Origin of the sequence: Lysinibacillus sp. Bpr_S20 (assembly GCF_023337835.1) — a bacterium.
Lineage (GTDB): Bacteria > Bacillota > Bacilli > Bacillales_A > Planococcaceae > Lysinibacillus.
Map to the genome: position 1 here is coordinate 270116 of NZ_JALNLQ010000002.1, position 13438 is coordinate 283553.

At 34.7% G+C, this 13438-nt stretch carries 12 protein-coding genes; 10 read left to right on the forward strand and 2 right to left on the reverse strand.

Annotation, left to right across the window (positions count from 1 at the left end):
• The first annotated feature begins 52 nt into the window (after positions 1–52).
• The 7 genes from flgK (at position 53) to MWJ95_RS05840 (ending at position 6401) form a co-directional block, all read left to right on the forward strand.
• Positions 53–1600, forward strand: coding sequence for a flagellar hook-associated protein FlgK (gene flgK / locus MWJ95_RS05810; protein ID WP_249104718.1), 1548 nt, complete (start codon positions 53–55; stop codon positions 1598–1600).
• A 26-nt stretch (positions 1601–1626) separates the two neighbouring features.
• Positions 1627–2541, forward strand: a complete 915-nt coding sequence (gene flgL / locus MWJ95_RS05815) for a flagellar hook-associated protein FlgL (RefSeq protein WP_249104720.1) — start codon at positions 1627–1629, stop codon at positions 2539–2541.
• A 111-nt stretch (positions 2542–2652) separates the two neighbouring features.
• Positions 2653–3216 (forward strand): DUF6470 family protein, encoded by a 564-nt coding sequence (locus MWJ95_RS05820; RefSeq protein WP_249104722.1) that lies wholly within the window; start codon positions 2653–2655, stop codon positions 3214–3216.
• Between the two features lie 16 nt (positions 3217–3232).
• Entirely contained in the window at positions 3233–3676 is a 444-nt protein-coding gene (gene fliW / locus MWJ95_RS05825) for a flagellar assembly protein FliW (RefSeq protein WP_249104724.1), read from the forward strand.
• A complete protein-coding gene (gene csrA, locus MWJ95_RS05830; RefSeq protein ID WP_249104726.1) occupies positions 3676–3894 on the forward strand; it encodes a carbon storage regulator CsrA in 219 nt (72 codons plus the stop codon). Before fliW ends, csrA begins: the two co-directional genes overlap by 1 nt.
• A 194-nt stretch (positions 3895–4088) precedes the next feature.
• On the forward strand, positions 4089–4901 hold the full coding sequence (locus MWJ95_RS05835) for a flagellin N-terminal helical domain-containing protein (protein ID WP_249104728.1): 813 nt from the start codon (positions 4089–4091) through the stop codon (positions 4899–4901).
• Between the two features lie 75 nt (positions 4902–4976).
• Positions 4977–6401, forward strand: a complete 1425-nt coding sequence (locus tag MWJ95_RS05840) for an APC family permease (RefSeq protein WP_249104730.1) — start codon at positions 4977–4979, stop codon at positions 6399–6401.
• 61 nt (positions 6402–6462) lie between these two features.
• On the opposite strand, the gene MWJ95_RS05845 is transcribed toward MWJ95_RS05840, so the two are convergent.
• Entirely contained in the window at positions 6463–7497 is a 1035-nt protein-coding gene (locus tag MWJ95_RS05845; protein WP_249104733.1) for a D-alanine--D-alanine ligase family protein, read from the reverse strand.
• Positions 7494–10004 (reverse strand): YheC/YheD family protein, encoded by a 2511-nt coding sequence (locus MWJ95_RS05850; protein ID WP_249104735.1) that lies wholly within the window; start codon positions 10002–10004, stop codon positions 7494–7496. Before MWJ95_RS05850 ends, MWJ95_RS05845 begins: the two co-directional genes overlap by 4 nt.
• Before the next feature lie 239 nt (positions 10005–10243).
• On the opposite strand from MWJ95_RS05850, the gene MWJ95_RS05855 reads away from it, so the two are divergent.
• Genes MWJ95_RS05855 through fliT form a run of 3 tightly spaced genes read left to right on the forward strand, consistent with a single transcriptional unit; the run spans position 10244 to position 13388 of the window.
• Entirely contained in the window at positions 10244–10624 is a 381-nt protein-coding gene (locus MWJ95_RS05855) for a flagellar protein FlaG (RefSeq protein WP_249104737.1), read from the forward strand.
• A gap of 27 nt (positions 10625–10651) precedes the next feature.
• Positions 10652–12988: a flagellar filament capping protein FliD gene (fliD, locus tag MWJ95_RS05860; RefSeq protein WP_249104739.1), complete on the forward strand. Its 2337-nt coding sequence runs from the start codon at positions 10652–10654 to the stop codon at positions 12986–12988.
• A 40-nt stretch (positions 12989–13028) separates the two neighbouring features.
• Positions 13029–13388: a flagellar protein FliT gene (fliT, locus tag MWJ95_RS05865; protein WP_249104741.1), complete on the forward strand. Its 360-nt coding sequence runs from the start codon at positions 13029–13031 to the stop codon at positions 13386–13388.
• Positions 13389–13438: the final 50 nt, after the last annotated feature.

Consider the following 13438-nt stretch of genomic DNA (forward strand, 5'->3'; position numbering starts at 1 on the left):
GCAAGAAACGTTTGCTTGGAATGAAAAACGTTCATAAAAAGGAGGAAAAAGAATGCGCTCAACATTTATGGGCTTAGAAGCAAGTAAACGTGGTTTATTTACACAACAAACAGCTTTATATACAACTGGACATAATATTTCCAATGCAAATACATTAGGCTACTCTCGTCAACGAGTAAATATGCAAGCGACTCCTGGCTTTCCAAGTGCAGGTTTAAATCAGCCTACTTATCCTGGCCATCTTGGAACGGGTGTTGAAGTAAGCTCAATTCAACGTATTCGCGATCAATTTATTGATCGACAATATCGTCAAGAAACAAATAAGTTGGGTTATTGGGATTCAGCAGCAAAATCAATTTCGCAGATGGAAGATATCATGTCAGAGCCTTCGGAGTTTGGTATTAACCAATCATTTACAGATTTTTGGAAGTCTATGGAGGATGTTATTGACAATCCAAAAGATGCAGCTGCTCGTCAGGTGTTAATTTCAAAAGGAGAGGCAATCGCTGAATCCTTTAATTATATGGATAGACAACTAAAACTTATCCAAGGTAATATCGGGAATGAGATTAAGGTATCAACGGATAAAGTGAATTCAATTCTCAAACAAATTGCAGCCATCAATAAACAGATTCAAGAAGTTGAACCGAATGGTTATGTACCGAATGATTTATATGATGCACGTGATTTATTAGTAGATCAGTTAAATGAATATATTCCTGTATCAGTTTCATGGCAAAAATCAGGTGGGTTAGCAAGTGATGTAGCTGAAGGTTCTATGACGATTACATATGTACCAGCAGATGGTAGTAAACCTATTAAATTAGTGGATGGTAGGGAGTATGCTGCAATTGCAGCGATGGATACAAAGAATCAGCGCGTCGATGGTGAGATCGATGATCAAACGACAGGAGGCTATTTTAATTTTAATGAAATTAAAATCACTGATGTTGGCCAGCCACCAGGAGACCCAACGACAGGTCCATACAAACTTGACTATAAGCAAATGGAGCCTGGTAAGGGTACATTACTTGCATTAATTGATGCATATGGACATAGCGGTGAACAAGGTACTTATCCAGAAATGCTTGCTAATTTAGATAAACTGGCAGAGGAATTTATAAATAAATTTAATGAAATTCATAGTAAAGGTTTCGGCTTAGATGGTAGTTCAGGTGAAGACTTTTTCTCTGGAACAACTGCACGTGATTTTAAGGTAGTGATTACTGATCCGAAGCAGGTAGCTGTATCTGGTGTGAAGGGTGAGGAAGGTAATAACCAAAACATGCGTGAGCTAGCAAAGCTACAATCGCAGGCTCAAGATAACTTAAAGAAAGGTACTTTCCAAAACTATTATAAATCATTAGTAGGAGATTTAGCAGTAAAGGGTCAGGAAGCTGAGCGTAGTGCATTCAACTCTGCAAAGATGCATTTAGAAATTTCAAAGCGTCGTGATTCAATGAGCTCAGTTTCTTTAGATGAAGAGATGACTAATATGATTACATTCCAGCAAGCATACAATGCCAACGCCCGTATGATTACGGTGGTAGATGAAACATTAGATAAAATCATCAATGGTATGGGAAGAGTTGGGCTATAAACCACTTGACTGAGAGGAGATAAATTATGCGCGTTACACAATCAATGCTATCGAGTAATATGCTACGCAATTTAAATACAAGCTATAGTAAAATGTCGAAATATCAAGATATGTTAACCTCAGGTAAAGTAATTACAAGACCATCCGATGATCCAGTTGTAGCAGTAAAAGGAATGGGCTATCGTATAGATCTTGATAAAAACCAACAATACCAACGTAATCTTCGTGAAGCAAATACATGGCTAGACACAACAGATGAAGCATTTGATCAAGTAGGTGAAGCATTAAAACGTATAAAGGAGCTTATTGTACAAGCTGCTAACGATACAAATACTGATGATGATCGTCAAAAAATCAATGCAGAAATGCAACAAATTAAGGAACAATTGCGTGATATCGCCAATACAAAGGTGGGCGAAAACTATATCTTTACAGGCACGCATACAAACCAACCGCTTTATACTGATAAAACAGGGCCACAAAATCCAGCAATTACTACTGGGGGAAAGAAGCCGATTGAAATAAATGTTTTTGATGGTATCTCAATGAATATTAATACCCCAGGTGCTGATTTGTTTAACGATATTGATGAGTTTATGAAGCATGTAACTACACTTTTAGAAAGTGGTGCAACAGGTGAGCAGATTGGTGATGAACTGGGTTTAAAAGCAAGTGGTAATGCAATTCCTGGTTTAGATAGTATTTATGAAAGTACATTAACTTTAAGAGCAGATGTGGGAGCTCGTCAAAATCGTGTAGAGATGATGGGAAATCGACTAAGTCTTCAAGAAATTAATGTAACAAAACAACTATCTGCTAATGAAGACACAGACTATGCGAAGACGATTACAGAAATGATCACGCAGGATTCCATTCACCAAGCTGCTCTATCCGTAGGAGCAAAAATCATTCAGCAAACCTTAGTAGATTTTATCCGATAAAATCTACTAAGATTCTGTCCCAAAAGCAAAGCGACAGTGCAAACTTTATTAATGAATAACAGAGCGTTTGAACATTTTGTTCAGACGCTTTTCTTAAAAGGAGAGATAGAAATGAGACTCCCACAAATTCAAATTCGCACAACTGATATTAAAATGGAACTGGAGAACATTAAGCCACAACAGTCTATTGAACAGCCGAGAGCTACTCAAACTATTGAACAACCAGCTGCTATCTTAGAAATTCATACAACTAGAGGCGTTTTACAAATCGACTCTTCTCAAGCAAGACGAGACATAGGGATGATTAGTCCTTTGGAATCAAGTGCAAACTATGCGGAAGAAGGTAAGCAAGGGGCACTTGAGGGGATGGCACGTAGAGCAAGAGAGGGACGTCAATTAATGGAGAATGCAGGTAAAGGACAAGGACGTGCGATAATTCAAAATATCGCAAAACAAAATCATGGTCCCCATCATGTGCCATTCAATATTAAATTTGTACCTTCCGTAGGCTCTGTTAAAATCGACTACACACCAGGTACTACAGATATCAATATTGAGAGAAGAGAACCAATAATTGACGCAAAGGTGAACAAACCTATACATGACTACACACCTGGTAAAGTAACTAGTACAATGGTACAAAGACCAGATGTTAACATCGACGTCATCATTTAAAGGAGCGCATGAAAGAATGAAAATAGCTACTAAATTTTTAGGTGAAATCGAAATTGCAGAACAAGATATCCTAACATTTGAGCAAGGTTTATTAGGATTGGAAGATTACAAGAAATTTGTGTTACTACCTATAGATGCAAACCTTCCATTAGTATTACTTCAATCAGTTGATCAAATGGAAATTGGCTTTGTAATAGCCTACCCATTTGCCTTCAAAAAAGATTATACCTTTGATATTAGTGATGAGGATCGTGAGCAGCTACAAATTGAAAAAGAAGAAGATGTTCTTGCATACACTATTGTGACAATGAAGGAAACTTTGCAGGATTCTACTATTAATTTGCTAGCACCTATCATAATTAATATGGATAAAAAACTTGGTAAACAAATTGTCCTTCAAGATAATAAGTCTTATCCGCTACGCTATCCAATGCAACCATTGGAAGGGAGTGCGAAATAATGCTAGTGCTTTCACGAAAAAAAGATGAATCTATTATGATAGGTGACCAAATCGAAATAAAAATATTAGCAGTGGATGGCGAACAAATTAAAATTGGTATTGTTGCACCAAAAACAGTGAAAGTACATCGCTCCGAAGTTTTTGAAGCGATCCAAGCACAAAATAAGGAAGCTTTAACAGCATCATCAAGCTTCTTAGAACAGCTAAAGAGGAAATAAGAAGATGTGCTTTAGCTATAATTGTAAATTAGTAATCTATTACATAAAAAAATAAAAAAATTTTAAAAAAACTATTAAACATTTCCAACTAAATACGATATATAGATTGTAAGGAGCAGGAAGTACATACTACCTAATCCGATATTCCACACGGATGTGGAATAACAAAACAAACATTCAAGGAGGAATTCCAAATGAGAATTCAACATAACATTTCAGCTTTAAACACACATCGTAACCTTTCTTTCAACAACACTGAAGCTTCTAAAAACTTAGAGAAATTATCTTCAGGTTACAAAATCAACCGTGCTGGCGATGACGCTGCTGGTTTAGCAATTTCTGAAAAAATGCGCGGACAAATCCGTGGTCTTGACATGGCTACTAAAAACGCTCAAGACTCAATCTCTTTAATCCAAACTGCTGAGGGTGCTCTTAACGAAACTCATGCTATCCTACAACGTATGCGTGAATTATCAGTACAATCTGCAAACGATACAAATACAGATGATGACCGTGCGCATTTACAATCAGAAATTTCACAATTAGTGGAAGAAATTGACCGTATTGCAGAAACTACACAGTTCAATACGAAAAATTTATTAAATGGCGATTTCAAAAATGAAGTTTTCCATATCGGTGCGAATAAAGGTCAAAAAATCACATTAGATATCGAGTCTATGCAAGCAGATAAAATCGGTGTTGATAAAGTAGCTATCGAAACTCAAACTGGTGCTGATGCTGCAATCGAGACAATTGATGATGCTTTAAAACTAGTATCTGAGCAACGTTCTGCACTAGGTGCGGTTCAAAACCGTTTAGAGCATACTATTAATAACTTAGGTGCAACATCAGAAAACTTAACAGCTGCTGAATCACGTATCCGTGATACAGATATGGCAAAAGAGATGATGGGCTTCACGAAAAACAACATCTTAATGCAAGCAGCACAATCGATGCTAGCTCAAGCGAACCAACAACCACAAGGTGTACTTCAATTATTACGTTAATTGATACGTTAATTGATGGGAAAGAGAGAAGGAGACTTCTCTCTTTTTTATTATTTTAATTAAAGGATGTATTGTATGCAGATGATAGAACGAACAAAATTAGCTACCTCAATGAAAGCATCGTGGACATGGGCGATTGCTTTTGGTTCTTCAATTGGTTGGGGAGCATTTATTTTACCCTCTGATTGGGTAAGTAAGGCCGGAAGTGTTGCTGCCATGATTGGTATAATACTTGGTGCCCTAATAATGATGCTTATTGCATATTGTTATGGTTTACTTATTGAAAAGTTTCCTGTTTCAGGTGGGGGATATAGCTATGCCTTTTATAGTGCAGGGCGCAATTGGGCTTTCTTCACAGGTTGGTTTATGATATTAGGCTATGCGAGCATTATCGCTTTAAATGCATCAGCCTTTTCATTGCTATTAAAGTATTTGTTTCCAAATTTTATGAATCGAATTTATCTTTACACCGTTGCAGGCTGGGATGTTTATTTACCTGAGGTAATTATTTCTACATTTATCATGTTAATTTTTGCGGTCGTAAATATAGTTGGTTCAGATGTTTCTGGTAAGGTGCAGCTTATTTTTTCAGTCATTTTAGCTTTAGGTGTTGCCATTATGGCTGCTTTTACGTTTACCTTTGCCGAACAACCAATTAGTTATATGCAGCCCTTTTTCAAAGAAAATCAATCCATGATTATTTCAATTATAGTTATTTTAGCAATTGCGCCGTGGGCTTATGTAGGCTTTGATAATATACCACAGACAGCAGAGGAATTTACTTTTTCGGCAAAAAAGGGAAGGAACCTTATTGTTTTTTCATTAATTTCATCAGCCCTTGTTTATGTTTTGATGATTGGTGTTGCTTCTTGGACAGTTGATTTATCGACTTTTCAATCTAATAGTCAACTCTGGTTAATTGGAAGTATTATTGAAGCAACTGCAGGAAAATTAGGTGTATTTATTCTTGCTTTAGCTATTATTATGGGGATTTTAACTGGGCTTAACGGCTTTACGCATTCAGCAAGTAGGTTACTTTATTCAATGGCTCGAGGGAAGGCAGTACCTGATTATTTTACAAAGTTACACCCTACATATAAAACGCCATACCGTGCCATTTGGTTTGTCGTTTTTGCAATGCTACCTGCACCTTGGTTTGGTAGACCGGCTTTATCTTGGATTGTTGATATGTCTTCAATTGGCGTGACTATAGGCTATGTATTTACATGTATTGCTGCGTATAAAGTATTGTTAAATGAAGGCGGAGCAATATTAAAAAAAGGCATTGCTTTATTAGGGCTTATTTGTAGTGTGGGATTTATTTTATTATTATTGGTTCCAAATTCCCCAGCTGCTTTAACAGTGCCTTCATTACTAGCGCTAATTATTTGGTTTTTATTGGGCACGGTATTTTTTGTTGTCAATTATAAACGTTATAAAAATATAAGTAATGAGCAGCTCTCTTATTTAATTTTAAACATTCAAAAAAAAGATAAATAAAATTAAAAAGCTATAATTAGTCAAATGACACGCAGTGCCCTAAGACTAATTATAGCTTTTTTTAGAGACTTAAATTTTTCTTTTGAACTTCATAATATAATGCAGTTTTTATTAAAGAATTAGCTAATAACGTTTCATCAATGCCTGTCTCCTTTAGAAGAAATGGATATAAGCTTGTGCCTTCTAAACTTGGGACTGTATTTACTTCGTTAATAAATATAGAATATTCATCATCAATAAAGAAATCAATTCTCATCATTCCTCGCCCGTTTAAAGCTTGAAAGATCATTTTACTATACTTTTTAATTTGTAGTTCAACATTTGAAGGTAACTGAACAAGCTGTTTAACGGCAGTTGAATGAGTAGAATATTTATCGTCATATGAATAAAATTCACTATCAGAAATTGCTTCTCCTAATTTAGAGATAATTAGGTCTTCTTCATTTTGTAACACTGAAACAAAAATTTCCCTACATTTTATTCCTTCTTCAATTAATACATCTAAATCATACCGAAATGCTCGTTCTATTGCGTAAACTAAATCTTCCTCGAGATATACTTTTTCAATGCCAATACTTGAACCAAGTCTAGCAGGCTTAATAAATAACGGGAAATCGAGGTCTTTCTTTATGCGTGAAAGTAAAGCTTGTTGGTTTTTATTCCATTGAATTTTATTAACAGAAAAATCTTTAATAGTAGGAATACCTATACTTTTCAATCTGTTTTTTGTATGAATTTTATTCATTCCTATTGCGGAAGCTTCCACCCCGTTACCAGTATAAGGTATTTGAACTGTTTCGAGTAACCCTTGAACTGTTCCATCTTCACCAAATACTCCATTTAATAGTGGAATTGCCATATCAATTGACTTTGAAATTAATAGGTAATCTAAATGGTTATTTGATGAAAATTGCATTTCTTCTTTTAATAAGGGGCGCTTCAGTTGTACACCAATTTGCCAAACCCCATTAGGATCAATAAAAATTGGAATGATTGAATATACGTCATAATCAATCCATTTTGAAAAAGTATAAGCATTATTAATAGAAATATTTCTTTCTGTAGAAATACCTCCATAGATTAAACCCAGAATCATTCCGTTCCACCCACTTTAGCTAGTGTTTTAACGAATGGAATCATATGGCGGGCAATATCATATTCGTATCCAAACACACCAGGGCGGTTTGCATTGATTTCAATAATATAAATATCTCCTTCTAACGTAAGAGCTAAGTCAAGAGCTTGTTCATTCACTTGTCCATCATGTAGCTGATTAAAGGCATCGGCAATTTCATAGGCAGCATTCCAAACTTTATCTATAATATCTTTATAGTTGTTCGGGAAGTTTTGGGTAACGTAACGGTTAATATACGTCATCGTTCCACTAAATGCGCGTCCTTCATTAAACGTTTGGGTATTAATTTTAAAGCCACCGTCACTTACACGTACATATTCACGTGCAATGCACCATTTAGATGAATCAGTAGGGTCCTTTATCATATGAATACGGAAATCTATAGGCTTATCATCGAGAGATTTAGATTCGATAAATTTTTGCACTAAATAATTTTTGTAAATGTCACGGTCATTACAGATTCTTTTTATTTGAGTCCAGCTATATTCAATTGTTTCGTCCTCTGTCCAAATATAGCGATTGCCAACTTTAGAAAGTTTAATAATTCCTACAGCGAATGAGCCATGAATTGGTTTTAAAATAATTGTATTATACTCCTCAATAAAGTTATATAGAGAATCTTCATTTAAATTTTCAATATGAGGAATGACGTAATGCTTAACTGAATCGATAGCTGCTAAACGATTATTAATTGTGACTTTATTCAAATTATTCATATCTAAAGTATGGCTGAAAGGAATATTAGCAAATTCTTCATATGCTAATTGGTAAGTTGGATTATTCTTCATTCGTAAACGATCCAAAATGACATCAGGATAACGAACAATTTTTTCCTTCCAAGCAAAATCTTCTAAAAATCTGCCTTTAATAACTTTGTTTTCGTAATCAATATCTTGTATGCGAAATGCATAAAAGTTTACATTTGCATGATGTGCCATAAGTGCACATGCTTCAAGGTATTTTTCACCTGTGAAGTGTTTCTCGTATAAAAAACCTATCGTTACTTTGGATTTATCTAGATCTATTACCTCAATTTCAGGATGATTTTTATAAAAGAATTGATCTTTAAATGCAGGCTCTTTTTGTACATCATTCGTTAAAAATAATCTCTGTTTTGCTAAATATTTTGCATAGGCTATCATATTAACTGCACGTTCTTTTTCGTGATATTTTGATTGTGGTACAGGGTTTGCCTCATGCATATAAATATGCCCCTCTTTATCAATTGCTAAGTCAATTCCCATTTCATTAATTGAATAGCTGTAAATACGGTCGATTGCATTTGCAATTTCGAATGATAAATCATGTAAGCTTTGAGAGTAGTATTCAGCATCTTTTTTATTAAATTCACTAAACAAGAATTCGTGAAGCTCTTGAGAGTGTCCCCCTCTACTAATATTACTTAAAATTCCCTTACGACTACCGATTCGTGGATAAAGCCTTGTCAGCTCCCATTTTCCTTCTCCATTTTTTTGCATATGTGCACGGAAATCAAAGGGGTTTCCTGAACGTGTTCGGAATTCTCTATATTCTTGTAAAATGTAATAATCTGGAATTAAATATTTAGATACCCAATTTGAAAAGCCTTCATGATTCATTAAAATCGGTTTTTTATTCACTTCTACGACAAAGCGATCATTTGATTTTTGCTCAACGAGGAAAATATTTTCACCACGTGCGGCAGCGGCTCTTTTAAATACGCCTTTTTTATGTATTTTTAAAAAGTCGAAAACTTTTTCTAAGTCTGTTACGGCTATAAAAGGGATAAGTAAATGACCTAAGTTTGATGCCCTTAATAGTTTTCTTGGAAGCATTACTTTGTCTTCAAGTGGAAACGTTGTAAATGGTGCTTTTGTTCTTAGCCATTTTTCAACTGAATCTTGATTCCAATCAATTTTTGGAAATATGTTATAAATAACGTCAGGTATTGAAATTGTTTCCGTCTCTTCGCTTTCTAAGGAAAATCGAGCATGAATGACTTCTTTTTCGATATCTACGTCCTTCGAAGCAAAGAAATACATTTTACAGTTTTGACGTTCAGCCTCTTCTAACTCAGCTCGAATTCGATCAATAGTATAGGCAAAAATTGGATTTTCCGGACCGTAGTGCATACCGATTATGATTTGTTTATCATTTTTTTCATCCGTTACTTTAAATGATTCATGAAGCTTTCGCAATGAAGGTTCTAATGAAAATTGAACGGTAGCTAAAATGTTTTGAAAATCTGCTGCTTGTACTAAATCAGCACATTGAATTACTTGTAGCTCTGTTTCTTTATATAAAGAAATAAGTTCTTCATCGTTTTGTTGTTTAATATACGGATCAAGAGCCTGTAAACCTTCGACAATGCTAATGAAAACCGGTAAAAATCCATCGATATTGTTATTTTTTAAAGCGGCTTTCATATAGTCAATAGACTCGACCATTGTCTCGGTAACTAAGCTAATTTGGTTTTGAATTTTTGACATAAAGAATCCTCCAATCTTCTATTTCTATTATAACCCAATATATTAAAAAAGACCTATTAAATTGTGAATAATAATAGGATTGTTACGAATATCACTTTTGGGTTTATAGTAGATATTACTTTTTTTTTGAAAAATAGTGACTATGAGTGTTGTTGGGTTAAAAAAACTGAAATTCTCTTTTTTTTTGCCGATAATAGTAGCAAAGAATCTGTACTATATTATTTAAGGAGGATAAAATTATGCGGATTTCAGGGAATGCAGATATGGGTGCAACTACTCCTAATAAAACAGTTTCGCCAACTGTAGAAAATGTAGTAGGACAAGGAAGCAAAGCCACAATGAAAAATGCGGTGCTTAATGTTGAACCAACTCAGCAGTTAGGTAATGATGAGGAAAAAAAAGTAATAGTACAAGAAGTTGTCGAAAAAATGAATAAAATGTTAGAAGTAAATCAAAGCAATGCAAAATTTAAATATCACGAAGGTTTGAAAAGTTATTATATTACTGTTGTAAATAGTACTACAGATGAGGTAATAAAAGAAATCCCACCCAAAAAGTTATTAGATGCTTTTTATGAAATGCAAAAGCTATTCGGTATGATTGTCGATGAAAAAATATAAATTTTACTTAGATGGAGGAATTAAATTATGGTAATGCGAATTGGTGGACTAGCGTCTGGAATGGATATTGATGAACTGGTAAAAAAATTAATGTCAGCAGAAAGAGCGCCTTTAAATAAGCTTTTCCAAAGTAAGCAGCGCTATGAATGGCAACGTGATGCATATCGTGATGTTAATAAAAAATTAAAAACATTTGATACGTATATTGCGGATAATTTAGTTTTAAAATCAATCACTTCAAAAACTGCATCAAGCTCAAATTCGAACTTAGTGTCAGCTGTAGCTACTGGTAAAGCAACAGGTACAGTTTCCATTGAAGGTGTATCACAATTAGCTGAAGCAGGTCGTATTACAAGTGGACAAGTAAGTGCTAATGGTACAACGAAAATGAAGGAAATAGCATCAGGTACAATTGAATTTCGAGCAGTTCAAGCTGATGGGACGATGGCTAAAGAAACAACAAAAATTGAAATTTCTGATGATATGACAGTAAATGACTTTGTTAAAAAGGTGAATGAAAGTGGTGCTGGTGTATCAGCCGTATTCGAAAGTGGCCGTTTCTCATTTACTGCGAAAAATACAGGTAAAGGTAGTGTTGAGATTACTGGAGATACTTCCGGGCTGAAGCTTACTGAAGCTGAAGGGGCTTCAATTCGTGAAGGGAAAAACGCTATTTTCCAAGTAAATGGTATCGCAACAGAACGCTCGTCAAATACGTTCTCAATTAATGGTTATAACATTACCTTAAAATCAACATTTAACGGCGAACAAGCAACTACTGAACGCTATAATTCGGCTTACGAAGAGTGGATTAATACTACTTCATCAGAATACAACCAAAAGATTGATGATGCACTTGCAGCGATAAAAACGGCAACAGACGAATATGATGTTGCAAAAGCAGATTTTGATGATGCGAAAAATGCATTTTTGGGTACAGTAGAGCTATCAAAAGCTGATAAAACGGCATTTAATAAAATCGGTAACCCTCAGTTTGCACGTAATTTAACAGAAGCAGAAGTACAAACGATTGCTGATAAATCGTTTGAAAATAAAGAAGAATTTAATGCGTGGTTAAATGATGATTCCTCAGATGCAGAGTTAAAAGCGAAGTTAAAAGGTGCAAATATTAATTTTGCTCAATTTAAAGCTATTGGTTCTCTTGACTATGAAAAATTACAAAGTTTATCAGCACAGTCAATGTATAATACGTTAGGCGCAACATTCTTAGGTGGGCTGACAGATGAGGAAAAGGCTTTAGTAAAAGATTTACCTACTTCTAAGGAAGACTTTAATAATCAAATTGCTGATTGGAAAAAAAACGGAACGGAAGAGCAAAAGGCATTAGCTGAAAAATTATCAAAACTCAATAATACGCAAAAGGATACCTTACGCCAGCTTTCAGATGATGATTTTGATACAATGACGGGTTTAGCAGAAGCGCAATTGGATCATAATTTAAAGCTTGAAGCTAAAAATACTGCTGAAAAAGAGCATACTGCATTAGTAAATCGACAAACAAAGGCAGAAGCAGATTTTAAAGATGCATATAAGCAACAGTTCAAAGAAGAATACACAGATGACAAAGGTGATCCAGGTAAAGTTAAGGATATACCAGAAGCTTCAGAAAGTCCCGTTAGATTAACATCTACTACAAACGTAGATGAAATGATGGATAAAATTAAAGACTTTGTGAAGACATACAACGGTTTGATTTTAGATTTCAAAGACCAAACAACCCAAACAAAATATCGTGACTATGCTCCACTAACTTCTGAGCAAAGAGAAGGAATGTCTGAAAATGAAATTAAGCTTTGGGAAGAAAAAGCGAAAAGTGGTTTACTTCGTAGTGATGAGCTTATTCGCGGAGGTCTTTCAAATATGCGATCATTAGTCTATGAAGCGAATCCAGGTCTTGAAGGTTCGAAATATAATACATTGTTCAACATCGGTATTACGACTTCTAAAAATTATAATGAGGGTGGAACATTAGCAATTGATGAAGATAAATTGCGTAAAGCCTTAGAGGAAGATCCTGATGCAGTAGAACGTTTATTTAATAACGTAGATGGTAAAAAAGATGCAGTTATTGATGGCAAAACAGTTGATACACGTGGATATCTAAGAAAACTTCGTGACACAATGAAAGATTTAGAAGTCTCGATTGAGAAAAAAGCCGGTCGTGCAACAATGTCAGCTAGTCAATACACGATCGGAAAGAACTTAATGGATACAGAAAAGCGTATTTCTACATGGCAAGACAAGTTGAAAAATATCGAAGCACGTTATTGGAAACAATTCGGAGCTATGGAGCAAGCAATCAATAAAGCAAACCAGCAATCTAGTATGTTCATGCAAGGTTAGGTTTATAAGAGGCTTCTAATTAGCAAAGTAGGAGAAAATTATGCAACTAATAAATCAACTATTACAAGTATCAGCTAATTTATTTAAGCTTTTAGGTGATATTCCAAATGGTGAAGAGCGTGATGAATATATTGATAACATTAACGACATGCTAGACAAGCGTGGAAAGTTTATTGAAGATTTGGTTCAAGAAGGCTTTCAATTCGACGAACAGAATCGTATTCATCGAACGTTACTCGAATTAGATCATGGGATAAAGGAACGATTGGCTACTGTCATGAATGCCGTAAAGCAAGATATGGCAAACCTACAAAAAACGAAAAAAAGTGAAGAGCAATATTTCAATCCTTACTCGAATGTTCGTGTGATGGATGGGATGTATTATGACAAAAAGAATTAACATTTACCTATTAGCTTTTCTTCGTAAAATGGTTTAAAATAGTAAAAAAG